Origin of the sequence: Thermogemmata fonticola (assembly GCF_013694095.1) — a bacterium.
Classification (GTDB): domain Bacteria; phylum Planctomycetota; class Planctomycetia; order Gemmatales; family Gemmataceae; genus Thermogemmata; species Thermogemmata fonticola.
The window spans coordinates 127,398-149,773 of sequence record NZ_JACEFB010000009.1; the positions used below are offsets into that span (position 1 = coordinate 127,398).

Genomic DNA, 22,376 nt, shown 5'->3' on the forward strand with positions numbered 1-22,376 from the left:
CCCCTCCCCGACCTTCAACAGCCCCGGCAGGGACTGATCCCGCCGATTCGGAGGCAGCAGGAGACTGCCATTTTCCTAGCGATGGAAGCCCTGGGCGGCGGGCCAGCGGCCCGCGTGATTTGTCCGCTTCCCGGAAAGGGGAAGAGAAGGTGAACCTATTCTTCCGGCGGGGGAGGGGGACTATCGGGGACGGGAAAGGGGATGCGCCCGCGGTCCACCTCTTCAGGCCGGGCCATGAGTGTGACCAGGAGCACCTTCCGTTCCATGCCGCGCTGGACTTCCACCTCAATCACCGCTCCTGGCCGGCAGGAACAGACGTAAGCGATCACTTGCTGCGTGGTTTGCGGATGGAACTGGTTGACGCGGATGATCACATCTTGGGGTTGCAGGCCGGCACGTGCCGCCGGCTTGCCCGGTTCCACCGCCTCGATTGCCAGCGTCTCCTGATTGAGGATCACTCCCATGTAGCCCCGCCCCGTCGGGTCCGGCAGGGCGGCACTCCGTTCCGCCGGCGCGGACGGAATGGGCGTTAGCACGGGCAAGCCCCAGGCGCACCCCATCATCCCTCCCCAGATCAGACTCAGCCATGCTCCCATGATCCTTGCCCCTCCCGTCTCCTGGCTTCCAGGACGGACTCAGCACGCCGCCCAAAGCAAGGGAAAAAGAGTATTCCTACGCTCCGGCTCCTTCCGGAGATTATCCTGCGCTCCGGTCCTGGGGGGTATCTGCGGACTGTTCCCTCCTGCTACCGACCTTGTTTTTTCTCGCCCCTTGTCTTTTCTGGCCCTTCGTCTTTTCTGGCCCTTCGTCTTTTCTGGCGATCCTTCCATTGCGTCTATTCTGGCATCTCCTCCGTCCCTTGGACCTCCACTCCTTCCGTTGGACCTCCGGCGTGCGGACTCCTCGGCGAGAGTCAGGGTCTGCGGTGTGCGGTCTCCTCGGCGAGTTTCTCTCCTGGGAAGTTGTGGGACCAAAGCAGCGCGTCGTGAGGAATGCGGGCAGGTCCGGGCAGTCGGCCGTCTCAGGTGTCCTCCTGGGCCACTTCGATGACGACACAGGAGACGTTATCGCGGGACCCTTGATCTAAGGCCAACTGGCAGAGATGCTCGGCGCATTGCTGCATGTCGTCGCAGACGTTGACCTCGCGGGCCAGTTGTTCGTCGGAGACGACGCCGGTGAGGCCGTCGGTGCAGAGCAGGTAGCGGTCCCCCGCCTGCAAGGGCAGCACCTGGACCTCCGGTCCTTCGCCGACTTCTTTGCTGCCCAGGTATTTCCAGAGGACGTTGCGGAAGCGGTGCTCCTTGGCTTCGGCGGCGGAGATGGTGCGGGCTTCCACCAGGGCTTGCGCCAGGGAATGGTCCACCGTCAGTTGCTGGATGAAGCCGGGGCGGATGAGATAGGCGCGGCTGTCCCCCACGCCGGTGATGAAGAGTTCCTGGCCGCGGTTACGCCAGAAGGCCAAAACCACGGTGGTGCCCATGTTCCGCATGTCGCGTTCGGAGGCTCCCAGGGCCATGATCTCTTCGTTGGCCAGGACGATCGCGCGCCGGGTCGCTTGTTTGACCGCCTCCAGGGGCATCTGCGGCGTAATACTCTTGCGCAGCTCGCGGGGAATAATCTCGACAGCTTTGCGACTAGCAATCTCTCCCGCCGCCTGCCCTCCCATGCCATCGGCTACGATGCAGATCGTCAGCTCCGGGAACACCTTGACATCCACGGCATCCTCGTTGTTCTCGCGGTAGTTGCCGAGCAGGCTACATTTGCCGATGTGAAAGGTCCAGCCCATCGTTTCCTCCTGCGGTCGGCGCTTACCCACCCCCTTGCGGACCGGGGCACACCGCACTGTTCCACCAAGGAGGGCGGCCTGCGGAACCACACGACTGGGAAAACGCCGCGGTCAACACGCGGGGTATTGTACACCATTATAAAACATCTGCCCGCCGCTATAGTAAAAATACCATATTTTCCCCCGCCGTTGGAAGAGCAGGCGCCGCCGGTCTCCCAAACTCTCTTTACACCGCCGCGATCAGCAGAGTAAGTAGGGAACGACGGCTACGGGACGGAATGCGGGCCGTGACACCGGCAGGGGGAGAGCGGAGGCATGGACGGGCCAAACGCCGGCGCCGAGGCAGGCCGGGGCATTGTGCTGGTGCACGACTGGCTCACGGGAATGCGGGGCGGGGAAAAATGCCTGGAACCGCTCTGCCGGCGCTGGCCCCAGGCCCAGCTTTGCACCCTCTTTTACCGCCGCGGCAGTGTCTCACCCGCCATCGAACGCCTGCGCATTCGACCGAGTTGGCTCAACCGCTGGCCCGGCGTGCACCACTACTACCGCTACCTGCTCCCCTTGATGCCCCTCGCCGCCGGTTGGCGCATTCCCCGCGCCGAGCTGGTTGTCAGCTTGAGCCATGCGGTGGCCAAGTCGGCCCAGCCGCCGCCCGGAGTGCCGCACGTCTGCTATTGCTTCACGCCGATGCGTTACGCCTGGCACATGAAGGAAGCCTATTTTGCCGCCGCGCGCAATCCCTCGGCCTGGTCCTGGGGGCTGCTCCGCTGGCTGGAGCAGGTGAAGAGCGGAAGCCGGGAGCGCCTCCTGGAGGCCCTGCGCCGCTGGGACCAGGCCACCGCCGCCCGCGTCACCCATTTCCTGGCCATCAGCCACACCGTCCGCCAGCGCATCTGGGACTGCTACCGCCGCGATGCCGCCGTCATCTATCCGCCGGTCGATACCGACTTTTACACCCCCACGTTCCAGAAGCGGGAACCGTTTTACCTGATCGTCTCGGCCCTGGCGCCGTATAAGCGCTTCGATCTGGCGATCGCGGCTTGCGAGCGCTTGCGCCGGCGCTTGGTAATCATCGGGACGGGCCAGGATCGCCGCCGCCTCCAAGCCGTGGCGGGTTCTCAGACCCACTTTCTCGGCTGGCAGCCGGATGAGGTGGTGCGGGATTACCTCCGCCGGGCGCAGGCCCTGCTCTTTCCCGGCGAGGAAGATTTCGGCATCGTGCCGCTGGAAGCCCAGGCTTGCGGCTGCCCGGTCATCGGTTTTGGCCGCGGCGGCTTGACCGAAACGGTGCTGCCCCTGGGCCGCAGCCGCACGCCCACGGGGGTCTTGTTTGGCGAGCAGACCGTGGAGGCGGTCATCGAAGCGATCGTGGAGTGGGAGCGGCACCGCGAGGCGTTCGATCCACACCAGGCGCGCCGGCAGGCCTTGCGCTTCAGCCGCCAGCGCTACGAAGCTGAGATGTTCGCCTATCTGGAAGCCGTCCGTGCCGGGCGCCAGCCGACGCGCGAGGACCGCACCGCGAGAGAACCGAGCATGAGGCTGCCAGTGCCCTATTCCGCCGCAGCGTGACGGATCACTTTCCCGAACAGGCGGACGGTTGGTTCGGCCCTGTCCTTTGGTTTCGCCGGGCTGGGATTTTGCAGTTTTGCCGGAGTGGGTTTGCGGTTTCGCCGGGCTGGGATTTTGCAGTTTTGCCGGAGTGGGTTTGCGGTTTCGCCGGGCTGGGATTTTGCAGTTTTGCCGGAGTGGAGCTGCGGTTCCGCCGGGCTGGGTCTGCGGGTCAGTTGACGACGTTGCGTAAAGGCTGGCCGAGGAGAGCGCGGCGGCAGTTCTGCGCCCCCTTGACGCGCATGTCCCGCAGTCCTTCCTCGGAGTAGAACGCCGCGTGGGGGTTGATGATGAGGCGGTCGTGGCAGGGGTCGGCGGGATCGCGCCAGGCTTGCAGCAGGGGGTCATCGGGGGGCGGCGGTTCCTGGGGCAGCACGTCGAGGGCGGCGCCGCGGAGATGGCCGCGGCGTAGAGCGTCGCGCAAAGCCAGCGTGTCCACAATGGCCCCGCGGGCCGTGTTCACCAGATACGCTCCCGGCGGCAGCAGGGCCAGGGCGCGGGCGTCGATCAGATGCCGGGTTTCCTCCGTCAGCGGGCAGTAGATGCTCAGCACATAGGCTTGGGACAGCAATTCCTCCAGCGTTTCCACGCGGGTGAACCCCAGGGCTTTATCCAACCCGTCGGTGATGTACGGATCGTAGAAGACCACTTTCATGCCGAAGGCTTTGGCCCGCAGCGCCGCCGCGATGCCGATCCGCCCTAAACCCAGCGAGGCGTAGACTCGTCCCCGCAAGCGGTAGAGCGGGCCGCCGGGCTGATAGTGCCAGGCGTTGGGTTCGCCCCGCTGCAAGCGCCGGCTGTGATAGGTCACCCCCCGCACCAGGCTTAGCATCAAGGCGATGGCCGAGTCCGCAACTTCCTCCGTGCCGTAATCCGGCACGTTGGCCACCGGAATCCCCTTCTGCCGTGCGTAGCGGTAATCGACATTGTCGTATCCCACCCCGCAGCGCACGATCAACTTGCACCGCTGCAAGCGGTCGATTGTCTGCCGGCTCAGGCGGATCGTGTGGAAGAGCATGAGGGCGTCGGCCTCTTCGACCTTCCCGTGCAGCTCTTCTTCCTGATGGGCGTTGAGCATGACCACGTCGGCAATGTCCCCCAGGACTTCGCGTTCCGGGGCGGCATCATCGACCACAAAGTCCGCGATAACGACGCGATAGCGTGCCATGTCTGCATCCTTTCCCTTGCCAAGAGCGGTTCCTGGAACGGTCTCGTCTCGCCGGTTTCCTCCCCGCTCTGTCCGTGGAGTGACAGCGGTGCCGAGCCTTCGCTTCCTGGGGGAGTCGTCCTTACGCTTTCTGCGGCGGGTCCCTCTCGCGCGGGGAGCGGGCGTGCCGAACGCGTAGCCGCTGGTCGAAGCGGGGGCGTGCCGAGAGCTTCGCGGCATTCCACGACTCTCTGGGCTGCAACAGCCCTTGCTCGATAAGATAGGGGAGGAACCACGCTTGGCCGAGAGGCATGCTCCGATGTATCCCCGCAATCGCGCCCGTGAAGTCGCCCTGCAACTGCTCTTTGAACGGGATTTTCTCCCCCAGCCGTTGCCCTTCCAGGAGATTGCCTCGTTTGCGCGGACGCGCCTACGGGGACTGCCGGAGCAGGTCGAGTACTGCCTGTCACTGTACCAGGGGGTTGAGGAGCATCGCCAAGCGATTGACCAGGCTCTGACGGCGGTTTTGGAGAACTGGCGGCTCTCCCGCCTCCATCCAGCGGATCGCAATGTCCTGCGCTTGGCCGCCTTCCAGATTCTCTTCGATCCCGATCCTCAGCCGGTGCCGGTGATCATCCACGAAGCGGCGAATCTGGCCCACCGTTACGGCACAGAAGAGTCGGCCCGCTTTGTCATGGGCATCCTGGACAAACTGGCCCAGCAGCGCGCGCAGCCGTCCGCTTCTTCCTCCGCCTCCTCGCCGGCACCGCCGGCATAGCGTCCTCCCCCGCAGCGCCGGCTCGCTAGCACCGCCGGAGTGAAGCCGGATGTGTCAGGCATTTCAGGACTACGTCCTAAGCGTTTCCGGAGTATTGTGTCAGGCGTTTCCGGAGTATTGTGTCAGGCGTTTCCGGAGTACGTGTCAGGCGTTTCCGGAGGGTGTAGGTTTGGGGGGGGACTGTAGTTTTGAGGCGTGCGGTTTTGGGGCGGCGGGGCAGCCTGGAGGAGAAAGCCGAAGCGACGTTGGCCCTCACACCTTTTCGCCGCGGCGTGAGAAGTCGGTTGTGCGCCAGAGGACGGCGATCTGTTCCTGCAAGCGCTGGTGGAGGTCGAAGACGGCGTGGAAATCTTCGGGCCGGTCGCGTTCGGAGCGGCTGAGGATGCCCAGATCGATGAGTTGGTACACGATGCATCCGACGTCGTCGGTGCTGTGCACGCCCCAGCGGCGCAGGACGAGGGAAGCCAGCAGGCCGAACTGCTCCACGGCGAAGTCCACCAGTCCTTCGAGCAGCTCTTTGCCGCTGATGTGGCGTTCCCGGCTCTGGTCGCGGTGCCGCTCCAATTTCTGCTGCGTGAAGCTGACGGCGGCGCAGACGAACTCATACGCCTCGTAGGCGTAGCGACGATCCTGGCGGCACAAGTCCCAGATGCGGCTATCCACGGCGATTGATCGGCAGCGCGAGGTGAAAGGCCGGTCAGGAAGCGGCGCTCCTCCGCCTGTTCCCGCCGGTTTCACCATCGGGTGTTTTCGTCCGGTATCTCATTTTATCAACTGTCCGGCCTGGGTGGAGTTTATCGATCGTCCGGTTCGGTGGAGTCGTCCGGCAGGGGAGAGGCGGGGGGAGTGGGGGTGGGCCGTGCGCTTTGGCCCGATCGCGGGTTATGGAGGACCGCGTCGATTTCGGCCAGGGGCAGCGTCAGGTGCCGTCCATCTTCCAGCTCGACGAGCAGGCGTTGGGCCAGGATTTCCTGTTCGACGACCCGCCCGCGTCCGCGGCGCGTTTGGACGGTGCTGCCGACGGCGGGCAGCTTTTGAGCCAGTTCCAGGTAGGCTTCGTACTCGAAGCGGAGGCAGCATTTGAGGCGGCCGCAGCGGCCGGAGATTTTGGCGGGGTCCAGGGTCGCCTTCTGGAGCTTGGCCATGGGCATGGTCACCGGCGGCATGGCGAGCATGTGGGTGTTGCAGCAGACGGGTTTGCCACAATCGCCGTAGTCGGCCAGGAGGCGGGCTTCGTCCCGCACGCCGATCTGGCGCAGTTCGATCCGCTTGCGGAAGTGCCGGGCCATGCTCTTGACCAGCTCGCGGAAATCGACCCGCTGCTCGGCCAGGAAGTAAAAGATGACGCGCTCTTCTCCCAGGAGCCATTCCACATCGACCAGTTGCATGGGCAGATGGTGCTGGAGGATGAGGCGGGCGGCGTCGTCGTAATCCTGGCGGCGGCGGGCTTGATGCTCCTGGGCTTTGGCCTGATCGGCGGGGGTGGCCAGGCGGAGCAACTCCCCTTCCGTGGGGTCGGGAATCTGCTCGACGGCGGCGGCGGTGGCCGGACACAAAGCCGTGCCCAGCTCGGTCCCCCGCTCGGTCTGCACCACGACAGCCGCTCCTCGCTGCACCGCCAGGTCGGCCACGGGGGTGAACACGCCGTGCAAATGCATGGCGCCGTGCCGCACAATCCAGGCACGCGGATCAACCGATACCTTGGGCCTTGCCGGTTTCATTGTCCTTCTCGCGGGCAGGTTGGCGGGAGGCGCCGCGCTCCCTGGGGCAGTTTCCTGGTCCCTCCAGCCGCTGGATCGGCGGCCATGCCCCGGCGCCCGCCTGGGCTGGCTATACCTGCAATTCTACCACGTCGCGGTCCTGCAAGACGTAATCCCGCCCCACGGTTTGTCCTGCAAAGGCGGCGCTGCCCCAGACACGGGCAGCCTTGACCTTTTCCCCCAGCTCGCGGTGGATGTGCTCCGCCAGGTCGGCCACCGTGCTGCCGCGCCGCAGGGTGAAGGGACTGGAGCGATCCGGCGGCTGGCCCGGCTCCTTGCCGTAGACGCGGATGACATCCAACAGGCGGAAGATGGCCTGGCGCAATTCCGACAACCCTTCCCCGCGCTCGGCGGAGATCGTTTGCCAGGGGTAGGTGTCGTCGAACACTTCCCGCGCCAGGGCCAGGCGGATGTCGGCGGCGGGATCGTCCGCTTTGGTCGCCACCAGAAGGGTGGGCAGGGCATAGTGGGCCGGGTCCTCCGGCGGCGGCGCTCCGGGGGGAACCAGATGGCGGCGGGCCTGCCGGAGCCGGTCGATCACCGCTTGCGTGGCTGGAGGGCCGTCATCATCGGACAGGTCCAGAAACAGCAGGGCGGCGTCGGCCCCGCGGGTGATGTCCGTGAGGAAGTGATCGTAATGGTCCGCACTGATCGGCGGCAGATCGACCAGTTGGATGCGGACATCCTCGTAATCCATCATGCCGGGCAGGGGTTCGCGGGTGCTGAAGGGATAAGGGGCGACCACGGGCGTAGCCTGGGTCAAGGCGGCGAGCAGGCGGGATTTGCCGGAGTTGGGCGGTCCCAGCAGCACGACCTGGCCAGCTCCCTGGCGGGGAATCTTGTGCACCGTCCCCCCGCTGCGCTTCGGGGCCGTGCGCGCCTGCTCGATTTGGTCCGTCAACTCGGAGATCCGCCGCTTCAGGTCTGCTTGCAGCTTCTCGCTGGCCTTGTGCTTGGGCAAAAGGACCCACATCTCCCGCAGGGCGGCCAGCTTCTCTTCGGGGCCTTTCGCCTTGCGGAAGCGTTCCTCGGCTTCGTGATACTGCGGCGGCAGATTGACAGCCACGGTTCCTCCTCCTTGCCACGCTGTCTCCCCAGGCATTGTACACCAGAGGTGCGTCGGTTGCCGGGACGGGGGCGGAGCGCCGGGCTGGGTGCTGCCCTGCTGCTTCCCGCGGTGTTCCGCTAAAACGAAGGGCAGTGCCGGAAGCGAGCCAGGGAGCCGGGCCAGTCCTTCTCCCGGTTCGTCGGCAAACTGCGCCGCTGCCCGGCGGGTGCGCGGGATGCCCCAAGGGCCGGGGCGTTGCTTCAGCCGCGGAGAAGCCGAGAGAGAAGCAGTCCGGGACAGCGAACGGCAGTTCGAGCCAGGAAACGGCAGTCAGAGTCAGAGAAAGGAAAGACGGCCATGAGCGGTCTGTATGAGCAGATTCAAGAGTCGGCGGCGTATATCCGCCAGCGCTGGGCGCACACTCCGGCGGCGGCCATCGTGCTGGGCACCGGCTTGGGGTCCCTGGCGGCGGACATTGTCGCCGAGGCGGTACTGCCCTACGAGCAGATTCCGCACTTTCCCCGTTCCACCGCGCCGAGCCATAAAGGCCAGCTCGTCTGCGGCATGCTGGCGGGCCGGCCCATCCTGGCGATGGAGGGCCGCTTCCATTACTACGAGGGTTACTCTCTCCAGCAGATCACCTTCCCCGTGCGGGTGTTCAAAGCCTTGGGCGCCTCGGCCTTGCTCCTGACCAACGCCGCCGGCGGACTCAACCCCCGCTTCCGCAAAGGCGACCTGATGCTCATCGAAGACCACATCAACCTGATGGGGGACAATCCGCTCATCGGCCCGAACGACGAGCGGCTGGGGGAACGCTTCCCGGACATGAGCCAGGCGTATGATCTGTCCCTGCGGCAGCGCTTGCAGCAGTTGGCGCTGGAGGAGCGGATTCCCTTGCAAGGGGGGGTGTTTGTGGCCCTGGCGGGTCCCTGCCTGGAGACCCCCGCCGAGTACCGCTTCCTGCGCACGATCGGCGCCGATGCCGTCGGCATGTCCACCGTGCCGGAGGTGATCGTGGCGGTGCATGCCCGCTTGCCGGTGGCCGCCATCTCCGTCATCACCGATATGTGCCTGCCGGATGCCCTGACGCCCGTCTCCCTGCCGGAGATTCTCCAGGTGGCCCAGCAAGCGGAAGCGCCGCTCCGCCGCCTCATCACCCGCCTGGTGGCGACGTTACCCGCCGAGACTTCCGCTCCGTCCGCTTGAAGTGTTCGGTCGGAAGTGTCCGGTTTCGTCTTCTTCCTCCCCGCGTCCGCCGGAAGTATCCGGTGCTGTTGTCTTCCTCCACTCCGCCCGCCGGAAGCGCTTGGTGTTGTTTTCTTCCGCCGTCTCGTCTGTTCCGCCTCGCTCCTGCTCAGGATATACTGCCAGTAGTCAGTGAAAGCGGCAGACAGTCAGGATGGTGGGCCACAGTCCCAGCGATGTGCAGCCGGAGAGTAGCAGCAGCGGGTAGCCGGAGGGCAACAGCTATGGCAGCCGGTCGAGGGATCGCCGCGAGCGCCGGGTGGATTCTCATGAGCCTGGCAGCAGTGGGGACCGATCCGGCGCGCAGCCAGGTTCCCCCCCTCCCTTCGGGAGACGCCCAGGCCATTCTCGGCATCTGGGAAGTGACCGCCTTGGAAATCAGCGGGCGGCCCGAAAGCGACAAAAACTATCGCTGGACCACCTTCGTCTTCACTGCGGACAAACTCGTGCTCCGGGAAGGGTTCAATCCCCCCGTGGAGTTCACCTATGTGCTCGATCCGTCGGCAACGCCCAAGACGATCGACTTGACCGTGCGCGGCCACACAGCCCGCGGCATTTACAAGCTCGAAGGGGATGAGCTGGTCCTGTGCCTGAGCATGGGCGGTCCGCGGCCGACCAGCTTCTCGACGCGGGGGCGCAATGACACGGAGATGTTCACACTGCGGCGCAGCCTCTGGGAGCGGTACACCGAGCCGAACCTGGGCTTTACCGTCGAGGCGCCGGGCCAATGGCGGGTCAAGGCCGATCAACTGGAGCTGCCCTCCGGTCCGGTACCGATGCTCTGGTACCAGGCGAGCACGGGCAAGGACCGCTTGACCTTTACCCTGGTCGTGGTGACACTCCGGGGTCGGCCCGGCGGAGGGAAAGCGCTGGAGGGGTTGTTTGATACCGCCCAGCGACTCCTCTGCGAGCAATTTGGCGAGGGTGCACGGGAGGAAGAGGCCAAAATCAAAGGTCCCTGGCCGGCCCGCGAAGTCACCCTCCGGCGCACCGAGGAGAAGGAATCGGCTGTGCTCCGGGCCAGGTTTTTCCTCATCGGTGAGCGGCTCTATGTCCTGGCGGTCCAGGGGTCGGAGGAACAGGTGCGCACCGCCGCCCCGCGCTTCTGGGCCACCTTCCGCCCTGCCCCCCTGGAGACCAAAAAGGCGGAACCGAAGAAGGGAGAGCCGAAAAAAGCCGAGCCGAAACAAGGAAAGCCAAAGCCAGGAGAGCCAAAGCCAGAAGAGCCAAAGAAGGAACCGCCCTCCAAAAAACCCTGACCGCCTTCCCGCCGGAGCCACCCCACGGACTGGTAGAAGCGACCCTGCGGACTGGTAGAAGCGACCCTGCGGACTGGTAGAAGCGACCCTGCGGACTGGTAGAAGCGACCCTGCGGACTGGTAGAAGCGACCCTGCGGACTGGTAGAAGCGACCCTGCGGACTGGCAGAAGCGACCCCACGGACTGGTAGGAAAGGATGATCCCATGTCGGCCCCTGCTCCCGTGATGCAGCCCTGCCCCGGTTGCGGCATGCCGCGCTTGGCGGACGCCATCGGGCGTTCCCCGTGTCCCGTCTGCGCCGATATGGCACCGAGTGCGCCAGAGGCCCCGGCACCCCGCGAAGCTCCCGCCGCGGACCCCTATGCCCACCTGCCCGCCGATGCCTCTGTTCTCTACGCCGCTGCGTCCCCTCCGCCGGACAAAGCCGCCCGCACGCCGTGGCGCCTCTTGGGATTGGCCTTCGCCGCAGGAGCGCTCCTGGGTGGATTGACGGTGGCTGCCTTCCGCCCGGCTTCCTCCCCGGAACCCCCGGCGGACGCCTTCGTCTCTCCCATCGTGGCCCTGGCGGAACGTTCCCCGCCCGCGTCCCCCGTGGTGTCCGATCCGCCTGCGGGCAAAACCGCCGACTCTGCCGAGAAGACCCCCTCCGCTCCTCCCGCCTCGCCCGAAGCGCCAGTGGGGAAGCCCGGCGAGGAGCCTGGAGGTCAGGCCGCGGCGAAACCGCCGGCGCCCGGCCAGCCGGAAAAACCCGACCCACCTGGCGCGGACAAACCCGGCGCCGATCGCCCGGGTGCGGATCGGCCGGTGGCCAATCAGCCGGAGCCGGAGAAGCCCCGTCCCCTGCCCCCGCCCCCGCTGCAACGGGAACGCATCGTCGTCCGCCTGGAACAGCCCGAAGCCACCTACACCGTACCGGAGGAATGGCTGCAACCAGGGAGGAGCATCGTCCTGCGCGGCCAGGTCCGCGAGTTGCGCATTCCCCACCTGCCGCCGCATACCGAACTCGACGCCCGCGAACTGACCGCCGGCAGCATCTATGTCGGAGGAGAACGGCTGGAAATGGTCCAGATGCACCTGCATGCCCCGGAGGGTGTCGTCGCCTTTCGTACCGTGGTAGGGCAGGGGGCCAAGCTCCATGTCGATGCGCCCGGCGGCATGGTCCGCTTCGCCCTGGCTAACCCCTGGCAGCAGTTGCCGGTGCTCATCCACCGCGGTGCTCAGGTCCACATCCGCGCCCGCCAGCTCCGCGTCGATGGCGCCATCCGCGATCCCCAGACGCAGCTCCGCATCGATTGCACCGGCTCGGCCCGCCTGTGGATCGAAGCAGTCCAGCAGGGCGCCCAGGTCCTCTACCGCTCCGCCACCGAGAACAAAAAGGCCCGCATCGATGCCCGCGCCGCCACCGTGGACCCCTCCGCCACCTTCCGCCGCAGCGAGGACTGAGGAGTTTACTTTCACGAAGCTATCCGGGAAATGCCGTCATTCCCTGAGCGATGATTGAATCGTTCCACTTCCCCCCGCAGCGGTTTGGTCTTTCTTACGCTCGACCCATTCGGCTGCCAGCCGGAGGTGAAGCGGCGGCGTCCCGCCTCACTTCGGTCCAGGATTGGACTTGCCCAGGTCGTGGCCCGTCACCCGCGGCCAATAGACCCGGAAGGTGCTCCCCTCGCCGGGGCGGCTGTCCACACGAATGAATCCGCCGGCGCGTTCCACTAGGCGCCGCACAATGGCCAGACCCAGGCCGCTGCCGCCATTGCTCTTGGTCGTGAAGCCGAGTTCAAAAATCTGGGGCAATTGTTCCGCAGGAATGCCCACGCCCCGGTCGCGGACTTCCAGGCACACGTAGTATCCCGCCGGTCCCAGGCCGTCGCTGGTGTGCTCGATGCTCACGCGCATCTCGATCGTTCCCCCCTTGGGCATCGCCTCGCGGGCATTGAGCACCAGGTTCATGACCACCCGTTCCAAATGGCCGGGGTCGACCCAAACCCAGTCCTGGGCGGCGGCGGGCCGGAACTCGATGGGATAGACCTTGCCCACCCCCGTTTGCAGCAAAGGGAGGAAATGCTGAAGCGTTTGGCTCAGGGAGATCAACCGGGGTTGGCCCGCTGGTTCCCGGCCAAACTCCAGCAGGTGGCGGATCAACTGCGCCCCGCGTTCGCCGACCTCCAGGATCTGCTCCGCGCGCTGGATCACCTCCGCCGGGACATCGCTGCGCCGGGCAATGAGCGAAGCATTCCCCAGGATCACCGTGAGCAGATTGCGGAAGTCGTGGGCCACTCCCGCCGCCAGCCGCCCCACCAGACTGTACCGGTCCCCCTCTGGCAACGCCTCGGCATGGTTCCGCGCCACCGCCTGGCCGAGTAACCCCTCGGCGAGCTTCAAGCGAAAGCCCGCCGCATCCGCCACCGACATAGCAAAGTCCCGCGCCTCCGTGGGCCACTCCCGCGGCGGACCCACATGCTCATGACAGACCACGCCGATCACCTCGTCCCCCAGGAAAATCGGCGCGTCCAGCATCGAGGTGATCCCCAGGGGGACCAAATACTGGTCCCGCAATTCGATGGTCCGGGGATCGCTCTGAACCAGCTCGCAGGGCAAAGCCCGGCGTTCCCGAATGGCAGAAAAATAGATCGGGAAGTCGGCCACTTGCAGACACGGACCCACACTGTGCTCCCGCTGCGAACGCTCAAATAGATTGACACAGCGGAACTGCTGGCGATCCTCGCTTATTAGCCAGACGCTGACCCGTTCCACCTCCAACGTATCCGCTGCGATCTCGCAGATGCGCTGGAACACTTGCAGCAGGGATAACGAGGTGTCATCAGCCACGCGGCTGAGGGCCAGGCGGGCCGCTTCGGTCGCCCGTAAGGGAGGCGAGGTCTCCGCACCGCTGCTGTCGGTTCTCCCTCCCGCGGATGGCGGCGGGCCGGACGAACTGCCCCCCAAATCCCCTGACCCTGAGCTTCCCCCTTCCGGTGCAAAAGGTGATGCTTCCACTCCCCGGAACATAGCCTCTCCTCCGTGCAGCGTTTGGTCTTCCCACCGCTAGAGCATCCGTGCTGCACGAAGCTGTCCTAATGGCCTGATGTGTCCGACTTCCAGATTACCACAATTCTCGGCTGGGCAACACAACAAAAAAGCCAATGTGCCCAGAGCCAAAGGGTGAAGCTGAGGCCAGGGCCGCCGAGGGGCTGTCAGACAGGGCACGGGCAGCACGTTTCGGGACGCAGCCGCGGGATGGAGCGCTTCCGTGATGCTTCTGCGCTCGGCGGCGGCGGACTCGCAGGCGGGGAGTTGGAACCGCAAGGCGGCCCAAGCGGCCCAAGCGGCGGCGTTACAACCGGAGCAATCGGTTCAGGCTGTCCGGAGAAGGGGCGGGTGAGGGCAGAAGGGCGGGGTGATCCCGAAGTCGCCGCAGGCAAGGGAACGATCAAGGGGAACGGATAGCGCGGACGTTTCGGGGTCGATGGTCGGCCTCGAACGGAGCGAAGGTTCCCTACCTTTCCCAAAGCCTGCCGGAGGGACCGGATTGCAGCCGCCGCTGGCTTTTACCAAACGTGTGAAAGTTCGGGGGTTGCTGTGGTCGAAACAGACTGTAGAGATCGCGGCGCTGGGAATAAAGTCAGCAGTTGCTGCTGTTGGCCGAGGACATGCAGATTACGGCAGCGGCTGCGGCTTATCCCGCCGCTGAGGTCTCAAGAAGGGTGTGGCAGCGAGGAAACAACCCTTGATCTCCGGTGAGGCGTGGAATCGCCGGTCCGAAAGCGCTCGCACCGCGATTTGGACGCGCCTCAGGGGGCGTAGGATGGTAGGGGTGAGGAGAGGCCAGCGGTCCCGCCGCTGCCTCCGCTACATCCGCACTGGAAGCCAACGGAGTGCTTCACGATGAAAAAGGTCTTCACCACCGGTCAAGTGGCCAAGATTTGTAAAGTGGCCCCCCGCACAGTCTCCAAATGGTTCGACTCCGGGCGCCTCAAAGGATATCGCATTCCCGGCAGTCAGGATCGCCGCATTCCCCGCGAAAACCTCATCCGCTTCCTCAAAGAGCACGGCATGCCCTTGGGGGAACTGGAAGAGGAGGAATGGCACAAGATTCTCCTGATCGGTACGGAGAGCCTCTTCAATCACCGCATCCGGGAACTGCTGCCGGAAAGCGAGGATTACCGCTTCGAGATCGCCAACAGCGGCTTTGAAGCCGGTATTCTCGCGGGCAGCTTCCACCCGGATACGATCATCATCGATCTGGCCCTGGGGCGCAGCGAGGCCATCCAGATCGTCAGCAACCTGCGCAAGGACGATGCCTACGCCTCCACCCTCATCATCGGCCTGGCGAGCGAAGATGAGGCGGCCCCGGAGCAGCTCTTGCAGTACGGCTTCAACGACGTCTTCAAAAAGCCCTTCGACATCGCCTTGCTGTCGGAAAAGATCAAGAGCGTCGCCGAAGCCAAGCGCGAAGATTGAAGGGGATATTGCCCCGTCCGGGATGTTGCCCCGTCCGCTGCCGCCGCAGGCCGAGATAACCCCGCCTCACCGGCGGCGCCACCGCCTCCATTCCCGCCCCGTGCCAGCGACGGCGCCACGGCACGGCTCCCCACAACAGCCCTCAAGGCCGGGATTGTTCGGCGGCAGGTTTTCCTGGACCTCGCCGTTGTACAATAACGGCTATGCGGCTTTATAACTTCGTTGTCCGCTCGGTCGGTTGCGGGCTTGGCATGAGAGATCGGGCGGTCGCGGGCGGACTCCCGGCCATTGGAAGCAGGCCGCCCGTCCGGGAGGGGCCGCCGACCCAGTGACGCCCTGCTGCCGGGCGCGCCCTCCGTCATGCTCCGCGGCTGGGATGCACCCAGCGAGGCACCGCCGCCAGGCCGGGGAACACAGGGAGGAGGGGACGGCATGAATCGGCGCGCTTTTCTGGCCTTGGCCGCGGTGACCCCGCTAGCCCGCTGGCTGCCCGCCTTCGGCACCCCGGCGGAAAAGGGCGCCCGCCAGTTGCGCGGAGACATCGCCATCATCGGCGGCGGCGTGGGGGGGATTGCCTGCGCCCTGGCCGCGGCCCGGCGCGGCTTGCGCGTCCTGCTGACCGAAGAATACGACTGGATCGGCGGCCAGCTCACCGCCCAGGCGGTTCCCCCCGACGAGCATCCCTGGATCGAGGAACACGGCAGCACTCGGAGCTATCGCCTCTTCCGCACCAAGGTCCGCCAATTCTACCGCCAGCATTATCCTCTGACGGAAGCCGCCCAGAAGGAGGCTCGCCTCAATCCAGGGCAGGGGAACGTCTCCCGACTGTGCCATGAGCCGCGGGTGGCCCTGGCAGTGCTGTTGGAAATGCTGGCCCCCTATCTGGCCGCGGGCCGCATCACCCTTTTGCAGCCGTTCCGCCCTCGACGTGTGGAAATGGACGGCGATCAGGCCAAAGCCGTCGAAGGCGTGACCCGTTGGAGCGACCGCCTGGTCCTGGAGGCGCCCTACATCATCGACGCCACGGAGACCGGCGAATTGCTCCCTCTGGCCCGGATGGAATACGTCACCGGGGCGGAATCCCGGCGGGACACCAAGGAGCCGCACGCCCCCGCCGAAGCCCAACCGCACAATCACCAGGCCTGCACGGTCTGCTTCGCCCTGGATTACCATCCGGGGCAGGACCACCGCATCGAGGAGCCGCCGCAGTACCGCTTCTGGCGGGAGTATGTGCCCCAGTTGCAGCCGCGCTGGCCGGGCCGGCTCCTCTCCTGGGACATGTCCGATCCGCGCACGCTCCAGCCGCGGGCCGTCGCCTTCCATCCCACCGAACCGGGACCGAAAGGCCGCCTCAACCTCTGGACCTACCGCCGCATCCTCTACGCCGGCCACTTCACCCCGGAAAGCGGCATCCGCGATGTCTGCCTGGTGAACTGGCCGCAAAACGACTACTGGCTCGGCAACCTCTACGATCTGCCGCCGGAACAAGCCCAACGCCACTGGCTGGCCGCCTGCCAGTTGAGCCTTTCCCTCCTCTACTGGATGCAGACGGAAGCGCCCCGCCCCGATGGCGGCCACGGCTGGAAAGGACTCCGCTTGCGCGGCGACATCACCGGTACGGAACACGGCCTGGCTATGGCCCCTTACATCCGCGAAAGCCGCCGCATCCGGGCCGTCTTCACCGTGACCGAACTCCACGTCGGCGTCGACGCCCGCGCCCAATGGCTCGGCAAAAAACCCGGCGAATTCACCGCGGAAAAGTTCCCCGATGCCGTCGGCACCGGCTCCTACCGCATCGACCTCCATCCTTCCACCGGCGGCAACAACTACATCGACATCAGCTCCCTTCCCTTCCAGATTCCCCTGGGCGCCCTTATCCCCATCCGGGTGGAAAACCTCCTCCCGGCCTGCAAAAACATCGGCACCACGCACATCACCAACGGCTGCTACCGCCTCCATCCCGTGGAATGGTCGATTGGCGAAGCGGTGGGAGAACTGGTCGCCTTCTGCCTGGCCCGCAAGCGGGTCCCGCGCCAGGTCCGCAAAGACCCCCAATTGCTTCAGGACTTCCAGAAACAACTCGCCGATGCCGGCGTCGATCTCGACTGGCCCGAAGCCATTGCCAAAACACCCCGCTGACGCCTCGGGGGACTGCCGCGGACTCTCCCGTGGGCTTCCGCAGACTTCCCTCGGAATCTCACGCGGCCTTCTTCTGTGGGCTTCCGCAGACTCTTCCGTGGACCCTTGCAGACTCCTCCGCGGCCTTCTTCCGCGGCCTTCCCCCGCGTGCTGGAAGCCTCTCCGGAGGGGTGCGGTTGTCCCCGCGGCAGTCGGGATTGCACGGCGAGCAGCGGGCATGATAAAACGGTTCCGGTTTCTGGGGGGAAAGCGGCCATGAAATGCCTCGTGACGGGAGCGGCGGGATTCATCGGCTCCCACCTGTGCGAACGCTTGCTGGCGGAGGAGCATGAAGTCGTGGGCCTGGATTGCTTCACCGACTACTATCCCCGCGCGATCAAGGAACAGAATCTGAGCCGCCTGCGTCCGCAGCGCGGCTTCACCTTCTGGGAGCTGGACTTGTCGGTGGAGGTGCCACGGTCCGTGCTGGAGGGGGTGCAGTGGATCTTCCACCTGGCGGCAATGCCGGGCCTGGTGCGGAGCTGGCAGGACTTTGACAGTTACAATCGCCACAATGTGACGGCCACGCAACGGCTCTTGGAAGCAGCGCGGGCGCTTCCCACTCTCCGGCGTTTCCTCTACGCCAGCACCTCCTCGGTCTATGGCAAATATGCCTCCGGCGATGAGAGCCTGCCGACCCGCCCCAGCTCCCCCTATGGCCTGACCAAGCTTGCGGGCGAGCATCTCTGCCGGGTGTACAGCGAAACCTACGGCCTGCCGATCGTGGTGCTGCGGTACTTCAGCGTTTACGGTCCCCGCCAAAGGCCCGATATGGGATACTACCAGTTCGTGGAAGCGCTGCTTACGGGTCGGCCAATCCGCTTGACCGGCGATGGCTTGCAAGTGCGGGGCAATACCTTCGTGACGGACTGCGTTGAGGCGACGGTGCGCGCGGCGGAGGCGCTGCCCGGCGAAACTTTCAACGTCGGCGGGGGGGAATTGGCGACCATCCGCGAAGTCATCCGCCTGCTCGAACGCTTGACAGGTCAGCGGGCCGTGATTGAGCACCTGCCGCCGCGTCCCGGCGATCAGGTGGCCACGGGAGCCGATGTCAGCAAGCTGACCCGCCACACCGGCTGGACCCCCCGCACGCCCCTCGCCGAAGGGCTGGCCCAGCAGGTGGCCTGGCAGCGCGCCCTGCTCGAAAAGGCCCTGCCCCTCCGCAAAGCCGGATGAGCCTCCCCGTCGGACCCCCCACGTGACCCGGTGAATGGGGAACAGGGCGGAACCGGCTCAGCTTCCTTCCGGTCGGCGTACCTGGACCGCGATCGGTTCCTCGTCGTTGAACAGCGCGCTGATCGACTCGTTGCCGTGGATGCGGTGGATGGCGTTGGCGATCAGAGCGGCGACGGAAATGACCCGGATGTTGGGCAGTTGTTTTTCCGGCGGCAGGGGAATGCTGTCCGTGATGAAAATCTGATCGATGGCAGCATGGCGGAGATTATCGATGGCCGGGCCGCAGAGCACCCCATGCGTCGCGCAGACATAAACCCGTTTGGCCCCGGCATCCCGCGCCACGCGCGTCGCCCCCACAATCGTGCCCGCCGTGGCGATCATGTCGTCGTACATCACCACCGTTTTCCCATCCAGCGACGCCCCGATCAAATGCTGGTGCTTGACCTCCGTGGCACTCGTCCGGCGCTTGTCCACCACCGCCAGCTTGCCCCCGACATAGCGCTGGAAGTCGAGCGCCTTTTTGATGCTCCCCTCGTCGGGACTGAGCACCACCAGGTCTTCCGGCGGGATGCCCAACTGCCGAATGCTCCGCGCTAGCTCCTTGGCGGCGTAGAGATGGTCGACCGGGATGTCGAAAAAGCCCTGAATCTGGGCCGCATGGAGGTCCAGCGCCAGCACCCGGTCCGCCCCGGCTTTGGTGATCAGATTGGCGACCAGTTTAGCGGAGATCGGCACGCGCCCTTTGTCCTTGCGGTCCTGCCGGGCGTAGCCGTAGTAGGGCAGCACCGCGGTGATCCGCGCTGGCGACGCCCGCTTGAAGGCGTCCAGCATGATGAGCAATTCCATCAAGTTCTCGTTGACCGGCGTGCAGGTCGGCTGGACCAGGAACACGTCCCGGCCCCGCACATCCTCTTCGATCCGCACGCTCGTCTCGCCGTCGGGGAAATTCCCCAGGCTGATCCGTCCCAAGGGGCAGCCCAGGTGGCGCGCAATGCTCTCCGCCAACGAGGGATTGGCCCGACCGCTGAAAATCTTCAGCTTGTGGTTATTGCCGTTGCCGTACACCGCCGATCCTTCCGGCCGGTTGAGGGAAAGGGGCTGCACTGGCATTATGCCAATTTCTTCCGCCATTGCCAACAATTTTTCCCTCAGGAATTCTTCCAGTATCCTTTCCCCCATCTTCTCCATCGGCTATGGTGGTAAGCGGACGCGATTTTTTCCCTGAAGCTGGTCCTGGGAACGGAGTGATGCGTCCGGCGGCGGAGGAGCTGCGCGATCATCTGGCTTTGGCGCTGGTTCCCGGTTTGGGGCCGCGCTTGACGGCGGCCTTGCTCCAGCATTTCGGTTCGGCAGCGGCGGTGCGGCGGGCGACAGCGGAACAACTGCGCCAGGTCCCCCACATCGGAGCGAAGCTGGCCCGGCAACTGGCCGCGGCCTTGCAGCAGGTCGAGGCGGCGGCGGCCCGTGAAGAAGCCCTCATGGCCCAGCACGGCGTCCAGGCGGTGATCTGGACGCAGCCGGAGTATCCCGCCCCGCTGCTTTCCATCAGCAATCCCCCACCGCTGCTCTTTCTCAAAGGGAAGTGGGACCGCCGGGACCAGCGGGCGGTGGCCGTGGTGGGCACGCGCCAGGCGACGGCAGCCGGCCGCCGCTGGGCCGAACAACTCGCGCGCGGCCTGGCCTTGGCCGGTTACACCGTCGTCTCCGGCTTGGCCCGCGGCATCGACGGCGCTGCCCATCAGGCTGCCCTGGAAAGCGGCGGGCGCACCATCGCCGTCCTGGCGGGCGGCTTGGGACGCATCTATCCCCCGGAACATGAGGAGCTGGCCCAGCGGATCGCCTCAGGACCCGGCTGCCTGATCAGCGAAACCCCGATGCAGACCCCGCCGCAGGCCGGCATGTTCCCCGCCCGCAATCGCTTGATCAGCGGCCTGAGCCTGGCCGTGGTGCTGGTGGAAGCGGGCCAGCGCAGCGGAGCGCTCATCACCGCTGAGCATGCCCTGGAACAGGGGCGGGAAGTCTTTGCCCTGCCGGGAAACCTGGACAGTGAAACCAGCGCCGGATGCCTGGCCTTGCTCCGCCAGGGCGCCCGCTTGATCCGGGGAGTGGACGACCTGCTCGCCGACCTGCAAGGGCTGAAGGCGGGGGAAGCCGCCCCGCCGCCGAGCCGCCCCGCCAGCTTGTTCGCTGAAGAAGCCCCGCCGTCGGACGCCTTCCTTCCCACCGCCTCCGCTGCCTCTGCCAATGGTCCGCCCCTGGAGCGTCCCTTCGCGGAACGTCCCCAGCCCGCCGCCGCTCCGCTTCCTCCCGCTGTTCCCCCTCCTCCTGCCGCTCCGCCTTCCCCGTTGGACCCCCCTCTCCAGGCTATCTGGGACCAACTCGCCCAGCGCCGCCATATCGATGAACTGGCCTATGCCCTCCAGTGTAGGGTTTCGGACTTGTTGCCCCAGCTCATGCAGTTGGAATTGCAGCACCGCATCCGCCGCTTGCCCGGCAACTTCTACGAGCGGATTCAATAAGGGGAGAAGTCGGATGCCTAGGATATGGGCAGTAGTTTGGCGGGGGCGGGAGGCCGGGGAGAATTGCCTAGGAAGTATGCAGTCAGGTGGCAATTCGTGGCAGGGGTGATTATACTGACGGGGAACAAGGACGCAAAAGGCGGCTCTCTCCCGTTCATCCTCTCCCCAGGAGCGATGGGAGAATGACAAAAAGTGAGCAAATAGAACCCCCTTTGCCGGAGATCGTAGGCAATGCCCCCGCGATGCAGGAGGTGTACCGCCTGGTGCGCTTGGCGGCGCCCCGCTCCGCCCATGTCCTGCTCGTCGGGGAGACAGGTACCGGCAAGGAACTGATCGCCCGGGCGATCCACAAGCTGAGTCGGCGGGCGGATGGCCCCTTTGTCCGCGTCAACTGCGGCGCTTTGCATGAAAACCTGCTCGAAAGCGAGCTGTTCGGGCATGTCAAGGGCGCCTTCACCGGCGCGGTGGAAAACAAGACGGGGCGCTTCGAGGCCGCCCACGGAGGTACCATTTTCCTGGATGAAATCAACAGCACCTCCCCGAAGTTGCAGGTCAAGCTGTTGCGGGTCCTCCAGGAACGGGAGTTTGAACGGGTGGGGGAAAGCCGGACGATCCGCGTGGATGTCCGGGTGGTGGCCGCGAGCAACGCCCCGCTGGAGGAGTTGGTCGCGGCGGGGCAGTTCCGGGAGGATTTGTACTACCGCCTCAACGTCATCCCGATCCATTTGCCGCCGCTGCGGGAACGCCGGGAGGATATTCCCCTGCTGGCCCGCCATTTTCTCCGCCGCTATGCCGAGCAGCACAAATGCCCTGTGCCGGAGCTGACGCCGGAACTGGCGGAGTGGCTCCAGGGGTACGACTGGCCCGGCAATGTCCGCGAACTGGAAAACACGCTGGAGCGCCTGATTGTCCTGGCCGATGGGGGACCGGTGACGGCGGAAGTTCTGCGGCGGGTCCGCCACCGCCCCGTGATCCGCTCCGTCCCAGCGGCGGGGGAAGCGCCCCGGACGATGGATGTACCCTCCCTGATCCGCCAGTTGGTCCGTGTGGGTTTGCACGCTCCCCGGCCCGCGGGCGTCAAACTCCACGCCTTCCTCGTGGACGGCTTGGAACGGGCCTTGATTGAGGAAGTCATGCGCGAGTGCGGCGGAACGCAGATCAAGGCCGCGGAACGTTTGGGGATCAACCGCAACACCCTGCACAAAAAGTGGGAGCAGTACAAGGCTGACGCTCCAACTGCGCCCCAGGGGCCGGTTCGGGATGCTTCCTCGGCCCGCGGCGGAGAGGGGGACGAGAGAAAGGAAACCGCCTGAGCGCCCGGCGGAGCGGCACTTGGATCGTTCGGCGGAGCGGCACGGGGAAGGGCGGGTCCTGGAAGCGAAGGGGTTTCTCCAGACGCAGGGACCGCGGG

At 65.7% G+C, this 22,376-nt stretch carries 20 protein-coding genes; 11 read left to right on the forward strand and 9 right to left on the reverse strand.

Annotation, left to right across the window (positions count from 1 at the left end; translation table 11 throughout):
* Positions 1–155: 155 nt before the first annotated feature.
* Positions 156–596 (reverse strand): PDZ domain-containing protein, encoded by a 441-nt coding sequence (locus H0921_RS12410; RefSeq protein WP_194538556.1) that lies wholly within the window; start codon positions 594–596, stop codon positions 156–158.
* A gap of 425 nt (positions 597–1,021) precedes the next feature.
* A complete protein-coding gene (locus tag H0921_RS12415; RefSeq protein WP_194538558.1) occupies positions 1,022–1,786 on the reverse strand; it encodes a PP2C family protein-serine/threonine phosphatase in 765 nt (254 codons plus the stop codon).
* A 315-nt stretch (positions 1,787–2,101) separates the two neighbouring features.
* Between H0921_RS12415 and H0921_RS12420 the strand changes: the two genes are divergently transcribed.
* Entirely contained in the window at positions 2,102–3,355 is a 1,254-nt protein-coding gene (locus H0921_RS12420) for a glycosyltransferase (RefSeq protein WP_194538560.1), read from the forward strand.
* A gap of 211 nt (positions 3,356–3,566) precedes the next feature.
* Here the strand turns inward: H0921_RS12420 and H0921_RS12425 are convergent, their stop codons facing one another.
* Both H0921_RS12425 and H0921_RS12430 read right to left on the reverse strand, forming a co-directional pair.
* The gene (locus H0921_RS12425; RefSeq protein WP_194538562.1) at positions 3,567–4,562 is read right to left on the reverse strand and encodes a C-terminal binding protein; all 996 of its coding nucleotides are present in this window, start codon (positions 4,560–4,562) and stop codon (positions 3,567–3,569) included.
* A 121-nt stretch (positions 4,563–4,683) separates the two neighbouring features.
* Entirely contained in the window at positions 4,684–4,854 is a 171-nt protein-coding gene (locus tag H0921_RS12430; RefSeq protein ID WP_194538564.1) for a hypothetical protein, read from the reverse strand.
* Positions 4,855–4,860: 6 nt separating this feature from the next.
* Between H0921_RS12430 and nusB the strand changes: the two genes are divergently transcribed.
* Positions 4,861–5,319, forward strand: a complete 459-nt coding sequence (nusB, locus tag H0921_RS12435) for a transcription antitermination factor NusB (protein WP_194538569.1) — start codon at positions 4,861–4,863, stop codon at positions 5,317–5,319.
* 252 nt (positions 5,320–5,571) lie between these two features.
* Here the strand turns inward: nusB and H0921_RS12440 are convergent, their stop codons facing one another.
* The 3 genes from H0921_RS12440 to H0921_RS12450 form a co-directional block, all read right to left on the reverse strand.
* Positions 5,572–6,060 carry a Minf_1886 family protein gene (locus H0921_RS12440; RefSeq protein WP_194538570.1) on the reverse strand — a complete coding sequence of 163 codons (489 nt, stop codon included), beginning with the start codon at positions 6,058–6,060 and terminating at the stop codon, positions 5,572–5,574.
* 53 nt (positions 6,061–6,113) lie between these two features.
* The gene (locus H0921_RS12445) at positions 6,114–7,040 is read right to left on the reverse strand and encodes a PSP1 domain-containing protein (RefSeq protein ID WP_228499570.1); all 927 of its coding nucleotides are present in this window, start codon (positions 7,038–7,040) and stop codon (positions 6,114–6,116) included.
* A gap of 109 nt (positions 7,041–7,149) precedes the next feature.
* Positions 7,150–8,145, reverse strand: a complete 996-nt coding sequence (locus tag H0921_RS12450) for a TGS domain-containing protein (RefSeq protein WP_194538571.1) — start codon at positions 8,143–8,145, stop codon at positions 7,150–7,152.
* A 339-nt stretch (positions 8,146–8,484) separates the two neighbouring features.
* Here H0921_RS12450 and H0921_RS12455 point away from each other — a divergent pair, with 339 nt between their 5' ends.
* The 3 genes from H0921_RS12455 to H0921_RS12465 all read left to right on the forward strand — a co-directional run bounded on the left by H0921_RS12455 (position 8,485) and on the right by H0921_RS12465 (position 12,074).
* The gene (locus tag H0921_RS12455; RefSeq protein ID WP_194538572.1) at positions 8,485–9,333 is read left to right on the forward strand and encodes a purine-nucleoside phosphorylase; all 849 of its coding nucleotides are present in this window, start codon (positions 8,485–8,487) and stop codon (positions 9,331–9,333) included.
* A 263-nt stretch (positions 9,334–9,596) separates the two neighbouring features.
* Positions 9,597–10,631: a TIGR03067 domain-containing protein gene (locus H0921_RS12460; RefSeq protein WP_194538573.1), complete on the forward strand. Its 1,035-nt coding sequence runs from the start codon at positions 9,597–9,599 to the stop codon at positions 10,629–10,631.
* Positions 10,632–10,835: 204 nt separating this feature from the next.
* On the forward strand, positions 10,836–12,074 hold the full coding sequence (locus H0921_RS12465; RefSeq protein WP_194538574.1) for a hypothetical protein: 1,239 nt from the start codon (positions 10,836–10,838) through the stop codon (positions 12,072–12,074).
* Between the two features lie 147 nt (positions 12,075–12,221).
* Here the strand turns inward: H0921_RS12465 and H0921_RS12470 are convergent, their stop codons facing one another.
* Positions 12,222–13,640, reverse strand: coding sequence for a GAF domain-containing sensor histidine kinase (locus H0921_RS12470; protein WP_194538575.1), 1,419 nt, complete (start codon positions 13,638–13,640; stop codon positions 12,222–12,224).
* A gap of 241 nt (positions 13,641–13,881) precedes the next feature.
* Between H0921_RS12470 and H0921_RS18235 the strand changes: the two genes are divergently transcribed.
* The 4 genes from H0921_RS18235 (at position 13,882) to H0921_RS12485 (ending at position 18,446) form a co-directional block, all read left to right on the forward strand.
* Positions 13,882–14,013, forward strand: a complete 132-nt coding sequence (locus H0921_RS18235; protein ID WP_261345472.1) for a hypothetical protein — start codon at positions 13,882–13,884, stop codon at positions 14,011–14,013.
* Positions 14,014–14,516: 503 nt separating this feature from the next.
* Positions 14,517–15,092, forward strand: a complete 576-nt coding sequence (locus H0921_RS12475) for a response regulator (RefSeq protein WP_194538578.1) — start codon at positions 14,517–14,519, stop codon at positions 15,090–15,092.
* Between the two features lie 432 nt (positions 15,093–15,524).
* Positions 15,525–17,231 carry an FAD-dependent oxidoreductase gene (locus tag H0921_RS12480; RefSeq protein ID WP_194538580.1) on the forward strand — a complete coding sequence of 569 codons (1,707 nt, stop codon included), beginning with the start codon at positions 15,525–15,527 and terminating at the stop codon, positions 17,229–17,231.
* A 255-nt stretch (positions 17,232–17,486) separates the two neighbouring features.
* The gene (locus tag H0921_RS12485; protein WP_194538582.1) at positions 17,487–18,446 is read left to right on the forward strand and encodes an NAD-dependent epimerase/dehydratase family protein; all 960 of its coding nucleotides are present in this window, start codon (positions 17,487–17,489) and stop codon (positions 18,444–18,446) included.
* 57 nt (positions 18,447–18,503) lie between these two features.
* Here H0921_RS12485 and H0921_RS12490 read toward each other — a convergent pair whose 3' ends face one another.
* Positions 18,504–19,577: a ribose-phosphate diphosphokinase gene (locus H0921_RS12490; protein ID WP_228499572.1), complete on the reverse strand. Its 1,074-nt coding sequence runs from the start codon at positions 19,575–19,577 to the stop codon at positions 18,504–18,506.
* A 116-nt stretch (positions 19,578–19,693) separates the two neighbouring features.
* Here H0921_RS12490 and dprA point away from each other — a divergent pair, with 116 nt between their 5' ends.
* Both dprA and H0921_RS12500 read left to right on the forward strand, forming a co-directional pair.
* Positions 19,694–20,965, forward strand: coding sequence for a DNA-processing protein DprA (gene dprA, locus H0921_RS12495; protein WP_194538588.1), 1,272 nt, complete (start codon positions 19,694–19,696; stop codon positions 20,963–20,965).
* A 182-nt stretch (positions 20,966–21,147) separates the two neighbouring features.
* Complete coding sequence (locus tag H0921_RS12500; RefSeq protein WP_194538590.1) at positions 21,148–22,278, forward strand: sigma-54 interaction domain-containing protein; 1,131 nt, start codon at positions 21,148–21,150, stop codon at positions 22,276–22,278.
* Positions 22,279–22,376 lie beyond the last annotated feature (98 nt).